Genomic DNA, 24,656 nt, shown 5'->3' on the forward strand with positions numbered 1-24,656 from the left:
TTATAGGACCCCGCGACTGGGGGGGCCTGGACCATGCGCGTATTTATAGAAATCTCCGAGGGAATACCTCTTTCAACCAAGTGACTCTTAGTATAGTTAAACTCGATTATTGAACCGTCGGGGTTCATTAGAGGTTTGTGTTCATTAACGCTGATTTCAACGGAAGCGTTGAGATCACAAGTCACGCGAAGTCCACCGTTACCCTCAGACACTTCGCCAACACGAACAGGACCAAACGATACATGTTTGACTATAACACTTTCGCAATTCACGGTGGGCGTGGGCGTTGTGGAACCGATACCATCGAAATAAATCCCAGAGTGCCACCCATTGTATTTATCATAGTAGTTAATCGCGATATTGTCAGGAGGTAAGGATGTTGGGATCGCAGGTGAGAAATACCACACGCAAGACTCGAGTATTTCGGAGGCCTCATCCATATAGCGTAGCCGGAGTGGGTCATCCGGTGGAAAACGAAAGATAACATCACCTCGACCGACCGTGTTTGGTCGGTTGTCACAGTATCCGGTTGACTTTAAGTAGGGGTTGTCCCACGTCAGCACTATTGACGCCATTCTGTAATTGGTGAGAAAATCAATCGATGCATGGGTATTGAGTTCCGAAGCGGATACCTTAAGCTTGCCTGTCATATCATCATTAATTTCAAGTTCAGCGCCTTCCAGAGTTTGGACACATGTGAGTGCAAGCGATATTATTAAGGTTCTAACGACGCTGTTCTTTGTCTGTAGTTTTCTCATTTAAAGCATCTTCTCCACCGAACCCGATAATTCTGCACTCGCGCTAGGCACTCCTGATGGGAATATCCTAGCCGACGAGCTTGCTCATAAAGCCGCAGAGATCGGGTACGGTAATGGTGCAGGGCGCGCGGCGCAATGCCCACTCTTCCCTGCTCGTTATACCAACCACCCAGCCAATCGAACCCTTTGGTTAGTTTACCTATCTGGGTTTTGTCTGGGTGAAGTGAAAAACCGCCTTCGTCCAAATGGCCGCGTAAGGTGGCAATGGCCCGTCGAAGCCGCCAACGGCTACGGGCTAGAATAATAAAATCATCCATATAGCGGGCGTAATAGAGATCGGGGCGCTGTGCAAAATCGCTGTCTATGGCGTAAAGCAAACTGGCCCCAATCAGTGGGCTCAAAGCACAACCCCTCCCAATGCCAGATTCGGGTGTGTAAAACTCCCCGCCATCTTCCACCGTGTAATAGAGGTATTGCCGAATCAACTCTCGCCAAATGGGCGATGGCAGCGAAGCCACTACCCGTTCTAGTACCTGATTTTTATTGATATGCCGATAATAACCACGAATATCGGTACGCATCACAAATGGGTAACTGCCTTTTACCCCATTTAAAAACCGCTCTAGACGACTTCTGGACGCTTTAACCCCCATGCCTAAACCATGCTCACAACGTGGATGTATAGGAAGCCATGGCGCGCATTGCAATGCGACCCATTTAAGCACTAATGCATCTTGAGCGGACCATAGGGCATGCTGCCCTATCACCTTCATGGCACTTAATCGGTAATCGCCGGCCAGAACTTGACTTAACAGTTTTTGCGAATAGTTCGGCCAGTCAAAACGCAAATGCCATATATCTGCGTTAGCTGGGTAATGGCGTCGGCGTTTGCACACCCATTGGAACGCCAGTTGCCAAGCCTGCTCCAAATGCATCAAGGGATAGAGGTTAGTCATAATCCAGCGTGAAATTGGCGGTGGCATTAAAGGCCCCCGGCGTCACCCCGGCTTGTGCCGAAGGCAGTAACTGCACATAGGCGGCAAAATCAAGCACATTACCGCCCTCAGCTAAAGTGAAAGCACGGCTTGGCTGGTTAATCGGTAACGCTTGGCCGCCTTGCTCTAGCCCTATCGCAATGCCTTTTGCCTGACTGTCAGCAGAGAGTGCCAATAGCGCTCTCTCTTCACTGGCTACCCCGGAAAAAGTGACGCTGACACTGTCTGCGATGGAGGGATCGCACTCATCCAGGTGCAACTGAAACGACCTACTTGGGGTTCTGCCATCGCGCAACAGTTCTTTATTGTTAATATTGCCAAAATCGACAGGAATAATTTCATCCCCCGGACGCAGTGAGCATGGCTGACCCACCACCTCGGCGGTGATGGTCATCATCAGTTCTTGGCTTCCCGCTACGGCGTAAAAAGGTAGCCAGAGTGGCAACAATGGCAGAGCAGCGACCCAGCTTTTGCGCCAATTTTTGCACCGATTGGCAGCCTGCGCCGCCTCATGTGAACTGCACATCATGTTTGCTTCCTCACTTGGCCTCTTTTTCTGCCACGAAACGACAACTGTTTGCACACTGATAGCTGATGGTTCTGCGTCCACCAAAGTCATCGACATAAGTAAAGGTTGGGTTGGCGCCGAGTTTGGCAGTCGCCACGTTGAGCTCAACACTGCTGTTTGGCGCAATCATGACTGCTTCAAAACCTTCAATGCCTTCACTTTTTACACTCGTTGCTGCGGCCACAATCGTCACATAATAAGGGGTGGGATTGTTCAACTGATATTTCCCAGCCGATTGCTGCAGTGTTAATTTCTCCTGCCACGGAGCTTTGTTGCTGCCGGGCTCAATCAAGAGGCTTGCAGGGCGGTAAAAGAACTTAATGCGTGTTTGCAGAGCCAACTGCAGCGTGTTCGGTTTATCACTGCGTGGTGGTACTTCTCGTAGGCTAAAGTAGAACAAGCTCTCTTTATCTTGAGGTAGCTGCACGACACTAGGGAGTGTCTGGATTTTTACTAAGCTCTCCATGCCCGGTTCCAAACGCTGAACCGGAGGCAGCAAAGTAAAAGGCTGGTTAACTTTATTGCCCTCAGAATCTTCCAACCAAGCTTGTGCTAGGTAAGGCATGGTTTTGTTGTTGTTGCGAATGGTAAGGCTCATCGATTTGGCCTCTCCCGGGTAAATAACCCGTGTTCTATCCAAAGAGACCGCAGCCTGTGACTGGCCCGCCAGCAGGGCCAGTAACAGAGGAAAAGTATAGCGTAATGTATTGTTCATATTGTTTATCTCAATCTAATAATCAACTATCGGTCATTAGTACAGGTGAGTTTAGCCATTGTGTCCAATGCAGGTAACGGTGAAGGTAGCTGTATGTGACAATGTTGCTCTCTCCCCCAACGCGCTTCGACGATATCGCTACTATGTAGGCCAGCTAAGTAGGCCATGCCATCCTCGCCAACCATCCCCAAGACCTGACCTTTCTTATTGAATACTTCAGTGGCAAAAGGTACGGGTTTACCGTCCGATTTAACCAGTTCAAGCATCAACTTACTGCCCGAAAGCATATCGAAATGGCGGTAACCGATAGCCCCTTCTGTTAAGGTCCCCATGGATATCGGGGTGCCGATTGGCTCGGCATTTTCACCTAACTTATTGACATCAATACTGGTACGTTGACGATAGTAGCTAGCAACATCGGCTACCACTGCCTTGCCGTATTTATCGGTATACGTTGGCAGCCCACCGGCATGTACTGGAACATCCTTGGTACCATCCGTGTCGACCATAATACGGCTCCCCCCCATCACACCAACACGATGCACCGCAACGCCTTGCCCTGTCGCGGTAATGCCACCATTCAGTGATACACCTACTGCGGTTGACCCACCTGTTTGATGGCTAATATTGGCCATAACATTGGCTTTATCACCAGTATAAGTATAGAAACCGCTCGCACTTTCACCAGCCGGTGACGTTGAAGCAGTCACTGAATAGCTGTTGCGTTCATCAACTCGATTATAGAAGCTCATGCTATTGGTGGTTTTTCCGCCCATGGTTGAAGCGCTGTAACTAACGTGTTTATTATTTCCAAAAGGTACCGACAGCGTAAAATAAAGCCCATCATCAGTGCGATCATTCTGCTCAAGATGATAAGCGCTCACTGAGGTGCTTAGATTTCGCCAGTCCATCACATCGAAGGAGTGAGAGAGCGAAAGACTAATTCGATCACTATCAGTCTGCGACCAATAGGACTGATGTGTATAGTCTACGTAAGCACCCAGCTTTGCATCTCTAAACTGCTTACTCAATACCACGCTGTACATCTCTTTCGAGCCACCACGGTATGGCTCGCCAATCTCTTTAGCGACCATAAAATCATTCATGGTCATAAAATCTCGCTCAGAGAAACGATATCCCGCAAACGCGACTTGGCTGTCATACTGTTCAAACATTTTCGAATAGTTGACTCGATAAGAGCCGCCACTTTTCGTCCCTTCTGGAAGTTGAGCTCGCGACTCAGTGACATCGAATGAAATAGCACCAAACTTAAGCAGATCTCGGCCGACACCTACGGATAAGGCTGAATAATCATCAGCAAGTAAGCCGCCACCAAGTAGTGACCAACCATTATTAACCCCCCAAGAAAACTCAGCACTGGCAAAGGCAGGCCCGTCTAACTCATGTTTTCTGCTGCTAACTTTGCCACTGTTGAATTTGTAGCGTAATGAGCCGGGGCGAGATAGGTACGGAATAGTGGCGGTGTTAACTTGAAAAGTCTGCACTGAACCATCTTGCTCTTCTACCCGCACATCCAACATACCACTGATAGAGCTGCTCAGATCTTGAATTCTAAAAGGCCCAGATGCGACTTGTGTTTCATAAATAACTCGGCCTTGTTGGCTTATCACTACTTTGGCGTTTGTTTTAGCTATTCCTACCACTTCTGGCGCATAACCACGTAGATTCGGAGGCAGCATCTTATCATCGGTGATCAATGAAGCTCCGGTAAATTGGAAACCGTCAAAAATTGAATTACCGAGATCTTGTTCACCCAACGTCAATTTGGCATGCAGTTCGGGTAAAGCTCGATAGGCATAGACACGACGGACATCGAACTCGCTTTCAGAATCTTCTAGACCATTTTTATTTTCGTTGTGTTGGTAACGACCTTGCCAATCCGCTCGCAATCGCCACACGTCGGCATTAATTCCAGCCACGCCGTAACCAGTTAGGCTAGTTTTGTTGTTATTTTCTGAATGGTCATTACGGAGGTTGATACCGTAATCAAGTAGCGCACCATTCACTCCATTATCCCAACGAGAAGGTGGCTCCCAAGAGTCACTCATATAATTTCGATAAGCTTGAGGCACGGAGATTGTAAGAGTGTCTTTGTTTAATTCACCCTTGATCAGCATACCCTCAAGTACTTCAGGATTATAACAAACTGAACCTTCTTCGATCGACATAAGTGGACTTGCCAATAAACGATCAAGTTCGGCTGTTTTTAAGCCTAATTCATTAGCTAAGTCAGATGTTAAGCAAAGTTGTGATTCGTTCTCGCCCTGCTCATAAAAAAGCACTTTGCGTTCACCAATCAACATATTATTGACGACCATTTGCATGCTGTATTCGCCAGGCACTATGTATCCAGCTTGCTGAAAAACACCAGATTCAATGCTTTCTTTATCTTTAACATCGAGTAGATCAGTATTAAATTCAATATTTGCAGCAAGAGATGATTCCATCCCACCCAGAATGGCGGATGAAACAATCAGAGATAATGTTTTTTTGTTTATATGTTTCAATTACCAACCCCATGCAAACCTTAAAAAAGACGCGCATCCCTGCGCGTATTGTCCTAATAATGCTTAGACTTACTCGTAGCTGATCATAAAGTTTGCAGTGGCAGTAAACTCACCAGGAACTGCTTTTTCGCCTTCTTTAACTGTACCAACAAGCTTGGCACCAAAGTTTAGAATGTTGTCACCTTCAATTAATTCGATACCCTTAGTTTTTGTACCTAGTTCAATTGAAGCGCTGTCATTCATGTTGACTAGAGAAATAGCAGCGCCTTTGCCTGAACCTTGGATAGCAAGAGATTTAGTCATAACACCGTCAGCATTACCTGTGAATGTCATAGTGGCTGCTTTCGCAGTTTCTAGAGAGCAAGACTCAAGATGCACTTCAATAGGACGTAGTGGTGTCTCACCATTTTTTTCTAATAGAACATTAGAAATCTGACCCATTTGGATGGTCTGATCGATACTTTCTGGAGCAATAGAACATGGCGCATCAACGATAGAGCCCACAAAGTTAATTACACCATGGCCATGGTCAACTGGTGCTTCCGCAGCGAACACAGAGGCAGAAAGCATTGTCATTGTCATTGTCATTGTCATTGCAGAAGCGATAATTGTTTTTTTCATTTCTTAATCCTAGTTTCGTTTTTTAAGCTATTAAAAGAAGAAGATATTAGATTCTTCTTTTAGTAGACTTAGGTTGGAGGTTGGTTTCTTATTTTGTTTGGTTTGATTGGTTGATTTTGATTTGAGGAGTTAAAAACTTAACCAACACCAATCAATTGACGAAATGAATTATGCACAAAAAAAAACAGGATTATAAACTCCAAAAAAATACTAAAAAATACCATAAAAAACAAAAAGATAGCATGACCGCAATAAATTGGAACATATAAGGTAAACCGAAGAACCTAGGGATAAGCCTTTAACCACTGAAAAGTGTAAAAATAAAATGGTAACCATTTTAAGTAATAAAAACCCAAGATGTGGATATATTAAAAAATGAATTACCATTCCATTCATTACGAAACATTTCAATGGAAAATATAGAAACTTGATATGGTCTGGTTTTTTAGAGAAAAGTAACCGTAGTAGAATTTACTCTTTTTATCGTATTTATTTGAGAGATATAAATATAGGAAAATAAAAAAAGCCAGCAAATGCTGGCTTATGCACTAAATCCAAGGCTAGTCGCAATATCACAGCGACGATCTAATACCCATTGACTATCAAATGGCCCCCAATCAGAGAGTTGATAGTAACCATCATTGTGACGCCTTCCATCTTGAACAAACATCAGTTCAATCCCTATTCCTGGCAGTGCTTTCAGGACATCCTGAATCGTACGGCGAGGCCACCCCGTTTTTTCGATGAGTTTGGGCACGTTTGGTCTTTCAAGGCTTTCTACTAACAAAGCTAAATACAGTCGCCTTGCAAAAACAGGACTCAGTTCCATTGACACCTCCTATTACTGTGCCGCTTCATTATTTCTGTTTTCACATTTAGAGTGTTGCGTTCGATCAATAACTTTCCAATCGTAAGCAACTGAAACACATTTTTTTTAAACAACGAAATAAAAGCATCTCTATTTTGTAAGCCACAGCGCTTCCTGATAGGATTTGACCATTAAAAAAATAATACGCCTCAACAAGGATTTTTATGACGATCACTATGTATGGCATCCCCAACTGCGACACCATTAAAAAAGCACGGAAATGGTTGGAAGCTGCGGGGGTGGATTACCAATTTCATGACTACCGTAAACAAGGTATTGATGCCGAGCTCGTGGCTCAGTTTTGCCAAGCACTTGGTTGGGAAAATGTACTCAATAAACGCGGTACAACCTTTCGTCAGCTCACGCCCTCACAAAAAGAGTCGTTAGATGCTCACAGTGTTGTGACCTTGCTGGTTGAGCAACCTGCTATGATCAAACGGCCTATTTTATTGGTCGATACCCATTACCATCTCGGTTTTAATGCTCAGCAATACGCTGCTATTTTCTCTTAATACAAGGATTTCAAGGATGACAGACAGCCCTATACTGGCGCTCGCAAAAGATCTCATTACTCGCCAATCAGTAACTCCTGAGGATGCAGGTTGCCAAGACCTGATGATTAAACGCTTACAAGCACTAGGGTTTGAAGTGGAAACAATGGTCTTTGAAGATACCACTAATTTTTGGGCTCGCCGCGGCACCCAATCGCCTCTTTTTGCCTTTGCTGGCCATACGGATGTGGTTCCCGCGGGTCCTTTAGCGCAGTGGCATACAGCGCCGTTTGAACCGACTGTAATTGATGGTTATTTGCATGGGCGCGGGGCGGCAGATATGAAAGGCTCGCTTGCTTGCATGGTTGTCGCTGTCGAGCGCTTTATTGAACAGCACCCTAACCATCAAGGTTCGATTGCCTTTTTGATCACTTCAGATGAAGAAGGGCCATTCATCAATGGCACCACTCGCGTAGTCGATACGTTAATGGCGCGTAATGAGCCAATTGATATGTGTATCGTCGGTGAGCCATCGAGTACATTAAATGTGGGCGATGTGATAAAAAATGGCCGTCGTGGCTCAATTACAGGCGATCTACAGATAAAAGGGATTCAAGGACACGTTGCTTATCCTCACCTTGCTAATAACCCGATTCACCAAGCCTTGCCTGCGTTAGCCGAACTTGCGGCAATAAAATGGGATGAAGGGAACGCTTATTTCCCACCGACCAGCTTCCAAATTCCAAACTTGCAAGCTGGCACGGGAGCATCAAACGTCATCCCCGGTGAGTTTGACGTGCAGTTTAACTTCCGTTTCAGTACCGAGTTAACCGATGAAGAGATCAAGCGCCGCGTGCATTCTATCTTAGATGCCCATGGATTGGATTATGAATTACGCTGGACATTAAGCGGCCAACCTTTCTTGACCGATACGGGTTCATTACTGACTGCCGTCGTTAAAGCCGTCGATGAGGTGAACCACAAATCCCCAGAGCTATTGACGACAGGGGGCACATCTGATGGACGCTTTATTGCCCAGATGGGCGCACAAGTGGTCGAACTTGGTCCTGTTAACGCGACAATTCATAAAGTTAACGAGTGCGTTAAGATTGCCGATTTAGAGAAACTGACGGATATGTACCAAAAAACCCTAGAGAATTTATTGGTGTAACCCATGACTCCAGAGCAGTTGACCGGACAAACCGACTCCCATTTAACATCAGTACTGATTGGGCGGAAATCTTTCTTGGTTCACCCCGGGGTGATCCAAGATTTGCTCGCTCTAAAACAAGCGGCTGACGACGCTGGTTTTGATTTCCATATCGCCAGTGGGTTTCGTGATTTTGAACGCCAGTTGAACATCTGGAATCGGAAAATGTCAGGGCAAGCCGAATTACTGGATAATAACAGTCAACCGATAAACCCTGCTCAGTTAAGCGAAGAACAAAAGATATTCACGATTTTGCGCTGGTCAGCGCTGCCCGGTAGCAGCCGCCACCATTGGGGGTGTGACTTTGATGTTTTTGATCGCAAAGCATTACCGACAGGTGTCACGCTCAAGCTTGAACCTTGGGAATATCTCTCAGGCCACCAAGCTCCTTTTTATCAATGGATGAAAGAGCATTTACCTAAGTTTGGTTTTTTCTTCCCCTACCAAGGAAAGAAAGGCGGTGTTGCGTTTGAACCTTGGCATATTAGCCACAAAACAGCGGCTAAAGACTGCCTTGACCTGTTGACGCCAAGCGTATTGGCGACACAGCTTGAAAACATGCCGCTCCTAGGTGTGTCGACGGTACAAGAGAACTTAGATCGGATCTACACTCAGTACATTGTTAACATCAGCCAACCGGAGTCCTGATATGGAATTCATTACCAACCCTTGGGTTATCACTATTGTAATCTTAGCGGTGTTTATCGGTAATATTGCCGCGCTGAAATACACGGCTAACATGAAATTTGGCTTGAAAGGGAAAAAGAGTGATCTGGATAAACTCAACGAACTTGATAAGCACGAAGACTCAGATTCAGAGCAAAAATAAAGGGACTTTCGTCCCTTTATTTTTCATGGATTCGTCATCACAATTACTGACGCTCGGCAATCGCCGACAGTACAGGTACCATATCTTTCAGTAGTTCTTCTTCCACTGGCTTGCCGGCTGAATTGGTCACGTTGATCGAGGTACGGTTACCTAGATCACCTAACAAGAAGGTGTAAGTTCCACTTTTTAGCGAGATAGGTTTCACGCCAATGTCTTGCCAAAAGGCGTCATCTGGCGCGGAGTATTTCGCTTTTATTGTACCTTGAGATTGGTTGCGCTCTTCGAGCGTAAAACCGATCTGCGGCATAAGATTAGGCAAACGTTGCCACAGAACATCGTAAGAGGTACGAGCAATAATTACAGGGAAACCACTACGGTCACTGCCCATCGTAATGGGGATCTGTTTAACCAACTGTTGGGCTTTACGTGCTGCTTCTTGACGTAGATCGGTATCGTAACGAGCCGTGACCAAATTGGTCATGAACGCATTATAACGCTCTTTATTGGTGGCACTCACTGGCATCTCTTTGCCACCTTCACGCCAACCAGTCAATGAAATCTTAAAACCAAAACGATTATTCGCCATCACCCGTGAGATTTGGTAGCGGCTACCAATCTCAACTTCTTCATCTTCAGAAACCCAAGTCACCCAATCAGTATCAATCTGGTTTTCACTTTGTGCAGCGATACCAATGTCTCGCTCTTTAAGCATGGCTAACGCAGTTTGCCACACCTTATCGGCTTCCTCTTGCTTGATCATCCATAATGTCACTTCGCCATTTTGGCGCTCGGCACGCGCACCAGGGATCAATTCTAATACTTGTTGAGGAGGACGAATATCCACAGTACGGCCAATGCCACCTTGGAAGTCACCTTCAGGGATCTGGTAATTAGGGTAAAACTGCGGAGTGGCTCCTTCAGGAAGTTGCCACTCTTTTAGAGCAGGGGTTTCTAAATAAGCAAAATCATCTTTTGCTTGGCGACGCTGAGAAGCGTTACCAGCACATGCGCTTAAAACAAAAACAGCTAGTGAACTGATAACTAGCTGATGAGTAAATTTCATTCAAACTCCTAGACTGCCGAGGAAAAAGCCTCGGCACAATATTGAATCGATTTAGAAGATACAAGCTTCGGTCATGGCTTGGGCAACCGTTGAACGTACAGGTTCAGACAGTTCAGTCAAAGGTAGACGTAGATCACCATTTGTAATCAATCCCATTTTGTGAGCAGCCCATTTCACTGGGATCGGGCTCGACTCAACAAATAGACCTTTATGCAAAGGCATTAAACGTTGATTAATAAGCTCAGCCTCGTCGAATCGGCCTTCTAATGCTAAGTGCATCATCTGCGCCATATCTTTAGCGGCAATATTATTCGTCACCGAAATAACACCTTGTCCACCTAATTTAACAAACTCCAAACCCGTCGCGTCATCGCCACTTAATAAAATAAAGTCTTTTCCACAAAGCTCACGATGAAGAGCCACTCGGCTCAAATCACCCGTTGCATCTTTCAAAGCGACGATCGTTTTAATTTCAGCAAGGCGAGCGACGGTTTCAGGACGCAAATCTACCGCTGTACGGCCTGGTACATTATAGAGAATCTGAGGGATATCAGTCTCTTGAGAAATTGCTTTGTAGTGTTGAAATAAACCTTCTTGGGTTGGTTTATTGTAATAAGGAGTCACACTTAAACAGCCAGCAATACCTGTGTTATTTAATAAACGGCTAAACGTTACCGCCTCATGAGTAGCATTCGCACCCGTTCCCGCAATAACAGGAATACGTCCTTCGGCAAATTCGACGGTTTTTGCGACAACTTTGACATGCTCTTCAACGGTTAGCGTGGCAGATTCACCCGTTGTTCCGACGGCAACAATGGCGTCAGTTCCGGCTGTCACGTGAAAGTCCACCAGCTTCTTCAAACTAACAAAATCAACCTCACCATCATGATTAAACGGTGTAATGAGCGCTACGATACTTCCTGAAAACATGTCCATCTCCCTAATTTGTTACTTTCTGCATGGTACTGTAAGGCGATTGAAAAACACAAGGGATTAAATTCGCTTAATCAGCCCATTTGGATGAATATTTATCAGATGTTAGAGGTTTAACAAACAACATCAATTAAGGGCAAACTTTATAGCGGATCTGAATATGTCGATGTCAACAACACGTTATTTTCAAGACGGAGTTCTTAAAAAGCTATTCCACCACCGTTCCTCTATAATTTAACTGTGATAACATGCCCAAAACGATAAAAGTGAAGCGATATTATGACTCAGCATCTAGTGATCACTGCTGTAGGGACAGACCGCCCTGGTATCTGTAATGAAGTGGTACGTTTAGTTACGCAATCAGGCTGCAATATCATCGATAGCCGAATTGCTTTGTTTGGCAAAGAGTTCACGCTCATCATGCTGGTCTCTGGCAATACAAACCACATCACCCGAGTAGAGACAACCTTACCTCTATTAGGCCAACAACATGATCTCATCACTATCATGAAACGTACATCACCTCATGATTATCAAGATAATGCCTATACGGTTGAAGTGTTTGTTGAGTCTGAAGACAAAATTGGCCTAACAGAGAAATTCACTCAATTTTTTGCCAATCGTAATATTGGTATGGCTTCACTGAGTGCGCAGACGATTCATAAATCGAAGTTACATCTTGATCACGACCAATTTCATATTGCCATTACCGCCAGTGTCGATTCAGGGTGTAACTTAATGCAACTACAAGAAGAATTTGACAGTTTATGCAAGACACTGGATGTACAAGGTTCGCTCAACTTTATAAAAAACAGTCAATAAAAAAGGAATAATAATGAAAACGCTTACTGCAGGCACGCCAGCACCTGCTTTTTCACTTTTAGATCAAGATGGAAATACCGTTTCCCTTGCTGATTTCTCAGGGAAAAAGGTGTTGTTCTACTTTTACCCTAAAGCCATGACACCAGGTTGTACTGTTCAGGCTCAAGGCCTTCGAGATGTAAAAGCGGAACTCGATGCTCACAACGTAGTGGTACTCGGAGTCAGCACCGATCCCGTGAAGCGTTTAGGTAAGTTCATTGAACGTGATCACTTAAACTTTACTTTATTATCCGATGAAGACCACGTGGTTGCTGAGCAGTTCGGCGTATGGGGTGAGAAGAAGTTCATGGGCAAAGTTTATGATGGCCTACACCGGATTAGCTTTTTAATTAACGAGCAAGGTATCATTGAACAGGTTTTTGATAAATTCAAAACCAAAGATCACCATGAAGTGGTACTTGATTATCTAAACGCCCAATAATCAAAACTCGACTGAAATAAAAAATGCCAGTTCTTAATACTGGCATTTTTGTAACACGGCTAATCAAAAGTTGATGTGTAATTACACAATGAACTTATTGAGCAGAGCATCTTGCTCACGAACGTTTTCCGTTTGAACCTGCATTGCGATATTGGCTTCTTCAGCAGATTGTGCCACTTGCGTCGACAAATCTTTAATCTTCACTGTATTGGTGTTGATCTCTTCAGCCACAAGGCTTTGCTCTTCTGCCGCAGATGCAATTTGGATATTCATGTCCGAAATCACTTGTATCGCATCACGAATACGGTTCAATGCCGAATTTGCCGTTTTCGCTTTATTCACCGCATCAACAGCCGTCGTTTTACTTTCATTCATAGCCGAAGAAACCGAACTCGCTCCTGCTTGTAATTGCTCAATCATACTACGAATTTCGGTGGTCGATTGCTGAGTGCGCTGAGCTAGTGTACGCACTTCATCAGCAACAACGGCAAAGCCACGGCCAGATTCACCCGCTCGAGCCGCTTCAATCGCCGCGTTTAAGGCAAGCAAGTTAGTTTGATCAGCAATGTCATTAATCACTTTCAAAATAGTTTCAATATTTGCCGTCGCGGACTCTAGGCCTTTCACCTCTTCCACCGCTTGGTCAATGCGGGCCGATAAATTGTCGATCGACAATGTCGTTTCACTGACCACACTGGAACCATCTTGCGTTGCTTCATCGGCTTCTTTCGCCGCTGCTGCTGCACCTTGCGCATTATTGGCAACTTCTGTCGATGTCACTGCCATTTCGTGCATTGCAGTGGCTAGTTGCTCTAACTCTTGTAACTGAGTGCGCATCGCTTCTGCTGACTCATGAGCACCTTGCACCGTGAGCTCTGTGCCACGCATGATCTCTTCACCAATCGCTTTTGATTGCGTGATCTGCTTTTGCAGCGTCTCAGTAAAGGTATTAAACCCTGATGCGAGTTGAGCAAACTCTTGGTCCGTATTGGTATCCAAGCGTTTGGTTAAATCCCCCTGCCCTGAGGCGACATCTTGAATCGCTTCATTGAGCACACCTAATGGACGCATTAACACTTTAATCAGTAGCGTCAAGCCAATCACACTCAACACAAGCCCAATTAACGTATAGATAATAGAGCTATTGCGTAATACGCCAATCGCATTGAAGGCGATGGATTCATCAACAATCGCACCGATGTACCAGTTCTCACTTGGAATATGAGTGAAGCTGACGAGATAACGGGTACCATCAATTTCAATCTGTTGGTCCCCCTCTTTCAGAGTCACTTGCGGTAAATAAGTCGATAACTTCTCACCATTATTTTTGGTATCAGGGTGAGCAATCGTCGCTCCGTCACCTGAAACGATAAAGAGGTAACCCGCATCGAATAAATTAATAGAGTTCACCAATTCAGCTAAACCCGTCAATTCCATATCGTAGAACATGGCACCAGAGAATCGACCTTGATCATAAATAGGCGTACCAATAGAAATGATCACATTTTTGGTAGAAATATCGACATACGGCGCTGTAACGATAAGTTTTTTCGATGCTTTAGCATCCACAAACCAAGGGCGCTTGCGAGGATCGTAATCAGCGCTTGGCTCCCAACCGTCATCATTCTCCACCACTTTGCCATCGGATTCATACCCTAACCCTATGGCTAAAAAGCTTTTTTTCAACTTCGGTTTTTCAAGAATGTTTTTAACGTAATCCCGGTTGAGCGGATCAAGCTCAATCACCTCAGTCATTGACTGAGCCAAGGATTTTTTGCTTTCCATTTCAGAAACAATGGTGTTTTTAACCCCTGCTTCCATTTCATTCAGACTTTTTGTAACTAGGGATTCTATTTCCGAGCGAACAATGCTCAGTTGCTGAATGGAAATAAGCGAGACGGTAACAAGCAGAAGTGCAGAAGAAGCTGCAACTATTTTTTGGCTAAACTTCATAAGTATCCCTCATTGATGCCAAATTAATTATCATTTTTGTGGTTATAGTTAGTTATCGCCAAGTTACAAAAAATCTATAGCTTTTTTACACATCCACTTAGTTCAGTCTAATCAATATTTACTATTTGGCAAAAAAAAAGCCCAAAACGATTACGGTTTAGGCTTCCTTAGAGATTCTGTTTACTCTCTATTTTTTATTTATAATTCAGTGATTTTAGGGTGATTCAGCCTCAACAACAGGTTCATCAGTGCTGGGCAAAGCATGCCATACTGCTTTTACTAGAGTGGCAAGAGGAATTGCAAAAAACACGCCCCAAAACCCCCATAGCCCACCAAAGACTAACACCGCGACAATGATAGCAACGGGATGTAGATTAACGGCTTCAGAAAATAGAACGGGAACCAATACGTTGCCATCCAAAGCTTGGATGATGCCATAAGCAATTAATAATGTGTAAAATGGTGGAGTCATGCCCCATTGGAAGAGACCGACGATGGCAACTGGCACCGTCACAGCAGCCGCGCCAATATAAGGGATCAAAACCGATAGACCCACAGCCACAGCAAGCAACACCGAATAACGTAAATCAAGAATGGCGAAAGTGACGTAACTGATACTACCAACAATCAGTATTTCTAACACTTTTCCACGGATGTAGTTTGAGATTTGTTGGTTCATCTCTTGCCATACTTTAGCCGCGAGTTTACGGTTGCGTGGCAATAACCCACTGGTCATTCGCAGCATTTCATTCTTATCTTTCAATAAAAAGAAGACCAGCAACGGCACTAGAATGAGATAGACACCCAAGGTGGCCAAACTCACAAGAGAAGCAAGTGACCCTTTAACGACACTTTCCCCCATACCTAAAGCCTGGTTCTTCGCATTGCTTATCACCGACTCAACAATCTGTAAGTTATCGAGTTCAGGGTAACGTTCAGGAATACTCAAAATGAAGCTTTGCAACCCTGCATACATGTTAGGAATGTCATTGATTAAATTACCAACCTGTTTCCAAATGGTTGGTACTAAACCAAAGATAGCCAGCAGCATCAAACCGACAAATAGCAAAATCACCAAAATTACGGAAACGGACCTAGGAAGCCCAAAACGGCGCAATTGCATTACTGGCCACTCAAGTAAATACGCCAGCACAATGGCCACAAGCAGCGGCGCAATCAAATGGCCGAAGAAATATATCGTTACAAAACCAAAAAACAGAATAGCAACCAGACTAACGGCATGAGGATCAGAAAAGCGTCTTTGATACCAACGAGTTACCATTTCAAACATTTAATCGAGTTCCTTAATTACTTTTAGCCAAAAATAGCCGGGTGACGTGTTCCACTGGCAACGAAAGCCATGAGCAGACAAATATTTTTCTATATCCTGTCCTGAGCTGACGTCGTTAAGCCAAATGTCTAATACCTCACCCAAAACCAATTGAACAGTGTGACGCTTCGCAAGTAATAAAGCCATCGGACAACGCTGCTGGCGTAAATCCAGAATATTTGGTTCCATTCTTCTGCTCAATGCTTAATATAGGCCTGCCATTGTATCGAGTTTTGACTGGCATGCCAGTGTTTATCGATACTCAAACACCGGCTGGCTTACTCTTCTCTCTCTACAATTTTTGGCCGTTATTTTGAGTTGGAAACCAATTCACACATTCAATGTCATACAGACAAGAAGATCACGGAATATCACTGACAAATATGAAGTTTAAACGCGCTCGATCCTTACTTTGCCTCTGTATTACTGTGGCGATAAACGCCCCTTCCTTGAGCTATGCCGACACCATAGAGCTACCGGACATTGGGACAGTAGCAGGTTCGACCTTGACGATTGATCAAGAGCTTATTTATGGTGATGCTTATATGCGCATGCTGCGTAACAGCCAGCCTATCGTCAATGATCCGGTGATCAACGAGTACATCGATAGCCTAGGGCATAAATTGGTTGCCAATGCCAACGATGTAAAAACGCCGTTCACCTTTTTTATGATCCGCGATCGCAATATCAATGCGTTTGCCTTCTTTGGCGGTTATGTTGCGTTGCACTCTGGGTTGTTTTTGCATGCACAAACAGAAAGCGAACTCGCTTCGGTTCTTTCGCACGAAATTGCCCACGTCACGCAGCGCCATTTAGCACGCAGTATGGAAGATCAAGCCAGACGCTCACCAGCAACAATCGCCGCATTGGCAGGCTCTTTGTTATTGGCCATTGCGGCACCTGAAGTGGGCATTGCCGCCATTACCGCCACCACCGCAGGCAGTATGCAAAGCCAAATAAACTATACGCGCAGTAATGAAAAAGAGGCTGACCGATTTGGTATTGCAACGCTAGCCAAAGCGGGGTTTGATGCCCAAGCCATGCCAAGGTTTTTTGGCCGCCTCGCTGATGAATATCGTTACGCTAGTAAACCGCCACCAATGTTACTAACCCATCCGCTGCCAGAAGATCGTATTACCGACAGCCGTGAGCGTGCCCAACACTACCCGCCTATGCGCCTTCAACCTTCGTTGGATTACCATTTAGCACGCTCGCGAATTGTTGCTCGCTATGCTGGGATTGATAATGAAGCCGCTCTTGATTGGTTTAAGCGTGCGGAGAAAAAAGAGGGGGCGGCTCTCGCGCCAGCCTTCCAATATGGCAAAGCCTTGGTTTATCTCGATAGCAAGCAATTTGATAAATCAGAGGCGATTTTATCAAAGCTGGTTGCACAAGACCCAACAAACAATTTCTATCTTGATGCGATGGCCGATCTCGATATCGCTCTAAATCAAGCGGCCAAAGCCCAAACCTTGCTCGAAAAGGCGCTTAAACAGAAACCGAACAATCCAACCTTAACAATTAACTACGCCAACAGCTTGTTAAAACAAGATAAATTGTCTGATGCCATTCGGGTATTGCAGCGCTACACCCATGACAACCCTAATGATACCAACGGCTGGCATTTGCTATCAGAAGCGAATATCGGCATTGGCAATAGCCAAGAAGATCTCGCCGCGCGAGCGGAGCTTTTAGCGCTCAAAGCTAATTGGAATAAAGCGATTCAATATTACACTCAAGCAAGTCAACTCGCCGAACTTGGCAGCTTAGAACAAGCTCGCTACGATGCACGCATTGACCAATTGATGGTGCAACGAGACCGATTCTTATCACTCCAATAATCACAATACAACGAGGAGAAGTTATGTCAGTCGTGATTTATCACAACCCTAAATGCTCAAAAAGTCGTGAAACTCTGGCACTACTAGAAGACCGCCAGTTAAAGCCACAGATCATCAAATATTTAGACCAAGCCCCAACCATCGAACAGTTGAAAACCTTGTACGCTCAACTCGGGCTACAACAGGTTCGTGATATGATGCGCACCAAAGAAGATCTCTATAAAGAACTTGGCCTAAGTGATGATGCACTTACTGATGATCAACTATTTTCAGCCATGGCCGCGCACCCTAAGTTGATTGAGCGTCCCATTGTTGTCGCCAATGGTAAAGCGCGCCACGGCCGTCCACCAGAGCAAGTACTTGAGATTTTATGAGTATTAAAGTCGTCGTACTTTATTACAGTAGGCACGGTTCAACGCAAGCACTGGCACGACAAATCGCACGCGGAATTGAAGCACAAGGCGCGACAGCGCTCTTGCGCACCGTTCCGGCGCTAGACAATCATGCAGAGCAAACGACCGATCCCTACCTGACTCTGGATGAGTTAAAGCAATGTGATGGTTTGGCTTTTGGCAGCCCAGTCTGGTTTGGCAATATGGCCGCGCCACTGAAGCACTTTTGGGACCAAACGACCCCTTTATGGATTAGCGGCGCATTAATTGATAAACCCGCTTGCGTGTTTACTTCTTCATCCTCTTTGCATGGCGGCCAAGAGAGTACGCAACAGAGTATGATGCTGCCACTGATGCATCATGGCATGTTAATCGTTGGCATCCCTTATTCAGAGCCTGCACTGCATACCACCACCTCTGGAGGCACGCCATATGGTGCAAGCCATGTCGCAACACACTCGCCACAACTCACTACGCACGAAAGTGAACTGGCTAAAAATTTAGGAAAACGGCTGGCAATGCTAGCCAGCCGATTAAAGGACAGATTATGACGGCAGAAATGATGCCAAACACCAAGCAGTACCGATGGCTAGCTTTACTGAGTAACTTATCCCTAATTATATGGGTGGTTTTATGGCAATTCTCGCTCTCTCCTCACCCTCATCTTAATCATGTTGCATTGGCCATTGCATGGGTTATCCCACTGCTTTTACCATTACCGGGAATTTTGGCCGGAAAACCCTACACTCACGCCTGGGCCAACTTTGTTTTAATGCTCTACTTTCTACACGCATTGACGCTGATTTATGTTGATGGAGGGGAGCGCTGGTTAGCGGTAGTAGAACTGCTACTTACATTTGCCGCTTTTGTCGGTAATACCTTGTATGCTCGCCATCGCGGTAAAGAGCTCGGACTGAAACTCAAGCGTCTATCTGAAGTCGAAAAGCAAGAGAAAGCCAATTTTACCCACGATAACTAACCATAGAGTCAATCCATGACAGGATTGCCTATTCTTCTCATACAAAAAGAGCCCTGATGGGCTCTTTTTGATTATCTCAGCATTTGTTCAAGAGGTGACTGAGTACTTTACGCTTGCCACTCAAAAGAGAGCACTCGCTTCACTGGTTCAGTGATGGCCTGAGATAATGACGGTTCAGGTGTGACTTGCAAAGAGCCTGACTCCACAGCAGAATCATCAACCTCTGCTGCTGGGGTAAGCTGTGTTGGCACACTCTCTGGCTGTGGGTCGTCAATTTTAGCGACTTTGCCCATGCGTAGCACTTCTTGCTCAAACTCGGACTCTGAAGCCAACAAATGCACTTCGAAAGTGATTTCCTCACCTTGAATCTTGAGAATGTCCAAAGAAGCAACAGAGCTTAAGCGCTTCAACTTATTCTCCAAGGTAAAGAAATCCATTGCATCATCAATCGGGCTAAAACGAGCAAGCAGCGAAGAAGAGGATTCACTGGCCACGATAACCGAGCTCTTTCTTGCATAGTAATCACTCAATTGATCGACCATTTGTTCAATGGCATCGTCACCAGACGCTTGACCAGACAGTGGCGCTTTCGTGGCTTGTGCCATTTGAGCGGCGGGTTGATCATACAAACTCCAACGCACACCATTACTTTGCACTCTGACCACCAATACAGCATCGGTTGGATAACGTTGGCTAGCCATGCTGATAGGCTGCACGAAACCGCCCCACAAATCCGAGACTTCCACACCGGTAATATCATCAAAATCACCCACAGGCACTGTGATAGGCAAACCGCGAGTTTGAGTCGCGCCTTTAAGCTGTTTTAACGTACTCGTGTCAGAATGCTCCCAAGCGATACTGCGGTCATAACCTGACTCTTCAATCAACCAGACTAAAACATTAGCTCGGTTTTCAGGCCAAAATGGTAATTGAGCTTGAGTTAATAATGTGCGGATATGCGGTGCGCTAAACCCCATGACAATCGAAGATTGCGCCCCATTTTGACCATAACTGATTTGCGCTAAATATTGCGAATTCTGCCTTAAGGCTTTTTTAATCACCTCATTGTTCACCGCATTCCTATCACCCGAAGCTCGAACAATCACTTCGCTCATCCCTTTGATACGAGCATTCGCGTCGGCATTGTCTTGCTGTTGATCAATCACGACTTCGGTATGGTATAAGTCGACCTTGGTTAAGGCATAAGCAGGGAGAGTGAGTAAGCTCATCACCAACATAGCTAAATAGCGCATACTGTTCCTATGATCTGTTTTGTGAACGTCGATGATAAGCAACTATCCGGTCCGCGGCAAGGAATCCACGGCAGAGTTCGGTGATAATTTCATCAACATTTGTGACTTTATTTGATCTAGTTTCAATGGCAATCGTTTGCAAAAGTGATAGAATCCCGCGAATTTTTATTTTGCTTCAGGGAAATCATGATGAAAAATGCCATCCAAGGCGCACAGATGCTCTTCGTCGCATTTGGTGCGCTGGTTCTTGTCCCACTGTTAACTGGGCTTGATCCTAACGTTGCACTATTTGGCGCCGGTGTCGGTACCCTTTTATTCCAACTTATTACTCGCCGCTCAGTCCCCATCTTTCTTGCTTCTTCTTTTGCCTTTATTGCACCGATTATGTTTGGCATCCAAACTTGGGGCGTTGCCTCGACGATGGGCGGTTTAGTGGCCGCTGGTTTTGTCTACATACTACTGGGAGCGATCATCAAAGTCCGTGGCGTAGAAATCATCCACAAAATTTTACCTCCTGTGGTCGTTGGCCCGGTGATCATGGTGATTGGCTTAGGCCTTGCGCCTGTTGCTGTAAACATGGCGCTAGGTAAAACTGGAGATGGTTCGGTACAACTGATTAGCTCAGATGTAGCGATGTGGATCTCTTGCGTTTCACTGTTAACCACCATCACGATTAGCGTTTTTGCCAAAGGTTTTCTCAAACTATTGCCGATCTGCGGCGGTATTTTTGCAGGCTATCTTTTGGGCCTCTATTTTGGTGTAGTGGATTTTACTCCTGTTACGCAAGCGGCTTGGCTGTCAATGCCGAACTTCACTTTCCCTGAGTTCAACATCAACGCTATCTTGTTCATGATCCCAGTTGCAATTGCTCCGGCAGTCGAACACGTGGGCGATATGCTCGCGATCTCAAACGTCACCGGAAAAGATTACATCAAGAAACCTGGGCTACATCGCACCATTGCGGGTGACGGTGTTGCCACTATCGCAGCCTCGATGCTGGGTGCGCCACCAAACACTACGTACAGCGAAGTGACGGGTGCCGTAATGCTGACGAAAGCCTTTAATCCAGTAATCATGACTTGGGCTGCGATCACCGCGATTGTATTAGCATTGGTTGGTAAGCTGGGCGCGCTACTACAAACCATTCCAATTCCAGTAATGGGCGGCATTATGATTTTGCTGTTCGGTTCAATTGCAACGGTTGGCCTAAACACACTGATTAAAAATCATGTCGATCTTCACAAGTCTCGTAACTTAGTGATTGTGGCAGTGACATTAGTGTTTGGTATCGGCGGCATGGCCTTTGGTATCGGAGAGTTTAGCCTACAAGGTGTCAGCTTATGCGGTATCGTAGCCATTATTCTAAACTTGATCCTTCCTAATGACTTAGGAGAAAACCATGTGGTGGATAACGCCCAGATGGAAGAAGAGATCAAACTGAAGAACTAATTTTGCCAGTCAATCCGGCCTCAATCGAGGCCGGATTTTCATTCTCTATTCTTGACACAATTCAACAAACTCACCTCGCGTTAATAACGCAAGATCGCTCGGTGCCAATTCAATCTCTAAACCGCGCTTACCTGCACTGACACAGATGGTCGATTGATCTTCTGCGCTGAGATGAATGAAGGTCGGTAGTGCTTTTTTCTGCCCAAGCGGGCTAATGCCACCGACCACATAACCTGTGGTTTTTTGCGCTATGTCTGGATTAGCCATTTCCGCTTTTTTCGACTTAGCCGCTTTGGCCGCACGCTTTAAGTTTAATTTTTGATCAACAGGAATAATCGCGACAGCGAGATTTTTCGGCTCGCCATTTAAGCAAAACAGCAGTGTTTTAAACACTTTTTTCGGATCTTGTCCCAAAACCTCAGCCGCTTCTAAACCATAACTGCTGTGATTAGGATCATGTTGATATTGATGGAGAGTGTGAGGAATTTTTTTCTTTTTCGCCAAATCAATCGCAGGTGTCATCGTGCTTATCTCAAAGTAACCGTTAGTGCCAATAAAAAAGCGATGCCTAAGCACCGCCTTTAGTTAAAATGATTGCTCACAATGAGTCAAACTCTTTATCGAGCTATCACTTATAGACAATTTCGCCTGCTGGTGCATATTGGTTCACATCAATTGGACTGTGTGCTTCGAGGTAATCTTTTAATACTTCCGCGTCCACAAACCCCGTATTCACATAACCTGGATGATCGGAGATTTTTGGATAACCATCACCACCTGCTGCATTGTAGCTAGGCACGGTGAAGCGATACGTTTCGTCCAAACGGAGCTGCTTATCACCAATAAAGACGTTCGATACCTTACCATTGGCCACTGTCATCGAAATCCCCGCGAATTGTACATAAGCGCCAGAATCAACAGGTTTGGTCGCCACTTCATTGAGGTAATCCAACACTTCAGCCCCGGTCATATCGGTATAAGTGAGAATATTGGCAAAAGGTTGCACTTTGAGCACATCTTTATAAGTGATTTTTCCTGCATCAATCGAATCACGCACGCCGCCAGAATTCATCACCGCAAAGTCGGCTTTTGCGCGTTCCATATGAGAAAGTGCAATCAAACGACCTAAATTGGTTTGTTGGAAACGGACAACGTTGCGATCCCCTTCTAACTTGCCATTACTTTGTGCAATGACCACATTCAGTTTCGCTTGGCCTTGTTCTTGATATGGACGCAAGAAGCTAAGCATTTCTGAATCTTCAGCGATTTGATCTTGAATCAGTACGCGCTTACTCTCGCCATTCACGTTCACCTTTTTCTTCAGGTTTACAGGGATCAGATTGTAGCTCACCATGTTCAGTTGACCATTACGGAATTCGTAATCCGCACGGCCAACATACTTACCCCATTCATGCGCTTGCACTATGTAAGTACCGTTTTGCATATCAGGCTTACATTCATCTCCCGGATGGAAGTTTTTCTTCACCACGTTAGGGCCTTCCATGCAGACCGGCTCTTGAGAGTGGCCGCCGACGATCATATCGAGAGAACCTTCATCCAAGTATCGTGCAAGCGCAACATCACCTGGTGCATTCACACCACGTTGACCATTTTCATAATGGCCCATGTGGGTAACGGCAAAAATAAGGTCCGGCTTTTCCGTTTTCTCAATTTCTGCGATCAGTTTTTTCGCTTCTTCTTTTGGATCTCTAAACTCAATACCACCAATATATTCAGGGTTGCCGATTTTAGCGGTATCTTCAGTCGTTAAACCGATAACCGCTATTTTCACGCCCTGTTTATCAAACATTTGGTAGGCTTGGAATAGACGTTTTCCGGTCGCTTTATCGTAAATGTTGGCCGACAGCATTGGGAAATTCGCCCACTCTTTTTGCTTAAACAGCACCTCGAGCGGGTTATCGAATTCATGGTTACCTAACGCCATCGCATCATAACCAATCTTGCTCATGCCTTTAAAATCAGGCTCTGCATCTTGCAGATCAGATTCAGGAACTCCGGTATTAATATCGCCACCAGAAAGAAGCAGCACGCTGCCGCCTTCAGCTTCAATATCAGAGCGAAGATCGTCGATCAGCGTTTTACGTGCCGCCATACCATACTCACCATATTTGTTTTGCCAGAAACGACCGTGGTGGTCATTAGTGTGTAACACGGTGAGTTTATAAGTCGTATCTTCTTTCCACTCATGAGTGGGTTGAGTTGCGCAACCCACAAGGGCTGTAAGAATGGCCGCGCTGAGCGCTGTTTTTAGAATAAGACGTTGTTTCATTATCATACCTTTGAACTTGAAAAATCCACTGCTTGTGAGGGGGAGGCTATGGTCAACGTTGCAAACACAAAATCAAGCCATACCAATAAACTTGACCCAGTTTAAATTAACATCTCAAAGGTGACAGATTGATTTCATATTTATGTAGAATTGATCACTATAAAATCAATTCAAAAATGTAACGGTTGCCACAGGTTACACGTGAAATTTTAATGGATCACAGGCAATCGTTTTCTTTCCTAAACACGAAAAAATAAGGAAAAGTGAGCACTTAGACAAGATAAACA

General features: G+C 45.1%; 26 protein-coding genes. 11 read left to right on the forward strand and 15 right to left on the reverse strand.

The window, feature by feature from the left end:
- From AACT23_RS09385 to AACT23_RS09415, 7 genes are all read right to left on the reverse strand, one after another.
- Window positions 1–758: hypothetical protein (locus AACT23_RS09385; protein WP_217899554.1), on the reverse strand; the 758-nt coding region annotated here is incomplete at its 3' end.
- Window positions 755–1,741: a reverse transcriptase domain-containing protein gene (locus tag AACT23_RS09390; protein ID WP_255211871.1), complete on the reverse strand. Its 987-nt coding sequence runs from the start codon at window positions 1,739–1,741 to the stop codon at window positions 755–757. The genes AACT23_RS09390 and AACT23_RS09385, both read right to left, overlap by 4 nt.
- Window positions 1,707–2,282 (reverse strand): fimbrial protein, encoded by a 576-nt coding sequence (locus AACT23_RS09395; protein WP_141195544.1) that lies wholly within the window; start codon window positions 2,280–2,282, stop codon window positions 1,707–1,709. Before AACT23_RS09395 ends, AACT23_RS09390 begins: the two co-directional genes overlap by 35 nt.
- Window positions 2,283–2,292: 10 nt before the next feature.
- Window positions 2,293–3,036 carry a fimbria/pilus periplasmic chaperone gene (locus tag AACT23_RS09400; RefSeq protein ID WP_094127672.1) on the reverse strand — a complete coding sequence of 248 codons (744 nt, stop codon included), beginning with the start codon at window positions 3,034–3,036 and terminating at the stop codon, window positions 2,293–2,295.
- A 26-nt stretch (window positions 3,037–3,062) separates the two neighbouring features.
- Window positions 3,063–5,564 (reverse strand): fimbria/pilus outer membrane usher protein, encoded by a 2,502-nt coding sequence (locus AACT23_RS09405; protein WP_255211872.1) that lies wholly within the window; start codon window positions 5,562–5,564, stop codon window positions 3,063–3,065.
- 69 nt (window positions 5,565–5,633) lie between these two features.
- Complete coding sequence (locus AACT23_RS09410; RefSeq protein ID WP_094127675.1) at window positions 5,634–6,185, reverse strand: fimbrial protein; 552 nt, start codon at window positions 6,183–6,185, stop codon at window positions 5,634–5,636.
- 541 nt (window positions 6,186–6,726) lie between these two features.
- Window positions 6,727–7,014: a winged helix-turn-helix domain-containing protein gene (locus tag AACT23_RS09415; RefSeq protein ID WP_010318729.1), complete on the reverse strand. Its 288-nt coding sequence runs from the start codon at window positions 7,012–7,014 to the stop codon at window positions 6,727–6,729.
- Window positions 7,015–7,217: 203 nt separating this feature from the next.
- Between AACT23_RS09415 and AACT23_RS09420 the strand changes: the two genes are divergently transcribed.
- From AACT23_RS09420 to AACT23_RS09435, 4 genes are read left to right on the forward strand one after another with little or no spacing between them, the layout of a single operon-like run.
- Window positions 7,218–7,565: an ArsC family reductase gene (locus AACT23_RS09420; RefSeq protein ID WP_017047857.1), complete on the forward strand. Its 348-nt coding sequence runs from the start codon at window positions 7,218–7,220 to the stop codon at window positions 7,563–7,565.
- Between the two features lie 16 nt (window positions 7,566–7,581).
- Window positions 7,582–8,715 (forward strand): succinyl-diaminopimelate desuccinylase, encoded by a 1,134-nt coding sequence (dapE, locus tag AACT23_RS09425; protein ID WP_094127678.1) that lies wholly within the window; start codon window positions 7,582–7,584, stop codon window positions 8,713–8,715.
- A 3-nt stretch (window positions 8,716–8,718) separates the two neighbouring features.
- Window positions 8,719–9,402: a M15 family metallopeptidase gene (locus AACT23_RS09430; protein WP_094123681.1), complete on the forward strand. Its 684-nt coding sequence runs from the start codon at window positions 8,719–8,721 to the stop codon at window positions 9,400–9,402.
- A 1-nt stretch (window position 9,403) separates the two neighbouring features.
- Window positions 9,404–9,583, forward strand: a complete 180-nt coding sequence (locus tag AACT23_RS09435; protein WP_170906945.1) for a DUF2897 family protein — start codon at window positions 9,404–9,406, stop codon at window positions 9,581–9,583.
- Window positions 9,584–9,626: 43 nt separating this feature from the next.
- On the opposite strand, the gene bamC is transcribed toward AACT23_RS09435, so the two are convergent.
- Window positions 9,627–10,646 (reverse strand): outer membrane protein assembly factor BamC, encoded by a 1,020-nt coding sequence (gene bamC / locus AACT23_RS09440; protein ID WP_094123682.1) that lies wholly within the window; start codon window positions 10,644–10,646, stop codon window positions 9,627–9,629.
- 51 nt (window positions 10,647–10,697) lie between these two features.
- Window positions 10,698–11,576 (reverse strand): 4-hydroxy-tetrahydrodipicolinate synthase, encoded by an 879-nt coding sequence (gene dapA, locus AACT23_RS09445; protein ID WP_026028067.1) that lies wholly within the window; start codon window positions 11,574–11,576, stop codon window positions 10,698–10,700.
- Window positions 11,577–11,858: 282 nt separating this feature from the next.
- Here dapA and AACT23_RS09450 point away from each other — a divergent pair, with 282 nt between their 5' ends.
- Together AACT23_RS09450 and bcp are read left to right on the forward strand one after the other, a co-directional pair.
- Window positions 11,859–12,401 (forward strand): glycine cleavage system protein R, encoded by a 543-nt coding sequence (locus AACT23_RS09450; RefSeq protein WP_013856284.1) that lies wholly within the window; start codon window positions 11,859–11,861, stop codon window positions 12,399–12,401.
- Between the two features lie 13 nt (window positions 12,402–12,414).
- Window positions 12,415–12,882 (forward strand): thioredoxin-dependent thiol peroxidase, encoded by a 468-nt coding sequence (bcp, locus tag AACT23_RS09455; RefSeq protein WP_013856283.1) that lies wholly within the window; start codon window positions 12,415–12,417, stop codon window positions 12,880–12,882.
- Between the two features lie 81 nt (window positions 12,883–12,963).
- Here the strand turns inward: bcp and AACT23_RS09460 are convergent, their stop codons facing one another.
- From AACT23_RS09460 to AACT23_RS09470, 3 genes are all read right to left on the reverse strand, one after another.
- Window positions 12,964–14,835 (reverse strand): methyl-accepting chemotaxis protein, encoded by a 1,872-nt coding sequence (locus AACT23_RS09460; RefSeq protein WP_017045754.1) that lies wholly within the window; start codon window positions 14,833–14,835, stop codon window positions 12,964–12,966.
- A 214-nt stretch (window positions 14,836–15,049) separates the two neighbouring features.
- Window positions 15,050–16,126 (reverse strand): AI-2E family transporter, encoded by a 1,077-nt coding sequence (locus AACT23_RS09465; RefSeq protein WP_017042765.1) that lies wholly within the window; start codon window positions 16,124–16,126, stop codon window positions 15,050–15,052.
- Window positions 16,127–16,354 (reverse strand): sulfurtransferase TusA family protein, encoded by a 228-nt coding sequence (locus AACT23_RS09470; protein WP_017042766.1) that lies wholly within the window; start codon window positions 16,352–16,354, stop codon window positions 16,127–16,129.
- Window positions 16,355–16,548: 194 nt separating this feature from the next.
- Here AACT23_RS09470 and AACT23_RS09475 point away from each other — a divergent pair, with 194 nt between their 5' ends.
- Genes AACT23_RS09475 through AACT23_RS09490 form a run of 4 tightly spaced genes read left to right on the forward strand, consistent with a single transcriptional unit; the run spans window position 16,549 to window position 19,377 of the window.
- Window positions 16,549–18,006 (forward strand): beta-barrel assembly-enhancing protease, encoded by a 1,458-nt coding sequence (locus AACT23_RS09475; protein ID WP_094127681.1) that lies wholly within the window; start codon window positions 16,549–16,551, stop codon window positions 18,004–18,006.
- A 23-nt stretch (window positions 18,007–18,029) separates the two neighbouring features.
- The gene (gene arsC / locus AACT23_RS09480) at window positions 18,030–18,380 is read left to right on the forward strand and encodes an arsenate reductase (glutaredoxin) (RefSeq protein ID WP_017042768.1); all 351 of its coding nucleotides are present in this window, start codon (window positions 18,030–18,032) and stop codon (window positions 18,378–18,380) included.
- A complete protein-coding gene (wrbA, locus tag AACT23_RS09485) occupies window positions 18,377–18,949 on the forward strand; it encodes an NAD(P)H:quinone oxidoreductase (RefSeq protein WP_017042769.1) in 573 nt (190 codons plus the stop codon). Before arsC ends, wrbA begins: the two co-directional genes overlap by 4 nt.
- A gap of 8 nt (window positions 18,950–18,957) precedes the next feature.
- Window positions 18,958–19,377 (forward strand): DUF2069 domain-containing protein, encoded by a 420-nt coding sequence (locus tag AACT23_RS09490; RefSeq protein ID WP_422824452.1) that lies wholly within the window; start codon window positions 18,958–18,960, stop codon window positions 19,375–19,377.
- 107 nt (window positions 19,378–19,484) lie between these two features.
- Here AACT23_RS09490 and AACT23_RS09495 read toward each other — a convergent pair whose 3' ends face one another.
- Window positions 19,485–20,630 (reverse strand): DUF2066 domain-containing protein, encoded by a 1,146-nt coding sequence (locus AACT23_RS09495; protein ID WP_041769128.1) that lies wholly within the window; start codon window positions 20,628–20,630, stop codon window positions 19,485–19,487.
- A gap of 189 nt (window positions 20,631–20,819) precedes the next feature.
- Here AACT23_RS09495 and AACT23_RS09500 point away from each other — a divergent pair, with 189 nt between their 5' ends.
- Complete coding sequence (locus tag AACT23_RS09500; RefSeq protein WP_010320498.1) at window positions 20,820–22,079, forward strand: uracil-xanthine permease family protein; 1,260 nt, start codon at window positions 20,820–20,822, stop codon at window positions 22,077–22,079.
- Window positions 22,080–22,124: 45 nt separating this feature from the next.
- Here AACT23_RS09500 and ybaK read toward each other — a convergent pair whose 3' ends face one another.
- Complete coding sequence (gene ybaK, locus AACT23_RS09505) at window positions 22,125–22,601, reverse strand: Cys-tRNA(Pro) deacylase (RefSeq protein WP_026027304.1); 477 nt, start codon at window positions 22,599–22,601, stop codon at window positions 22,125–22,127.
- 106 nt (window positions 22,602–22,707) lie between these two features.
- The gene (gene ushA, locus AACT23_RS09510; protein ID WP_026028351.1) at window positions 22,708–24,369 is read right to left on the reverse strand and encodes a bifunctional UDP-sugar hydrolase/5'-nucleotidase UshA; all 1,662 of its coding nucleotides are present in this window, start codon (window positions 24,367–24,369) and stop codon (window positions 22,708–22,710) included.
- Window positions 24,370–24,656 lie beyond the last annotated feature (287 nt).

It is taken from the genome of Vibrio sp. V09_P4A23P171 (assembly GCF_963875615.1).
GTDB classification, from domain to species: Bacteria; Pseudomonadota; Gammaproteobacteria; order Enterobacterales; family Vibrionaceae; genus Vibrio; species Vibrio anguillarum.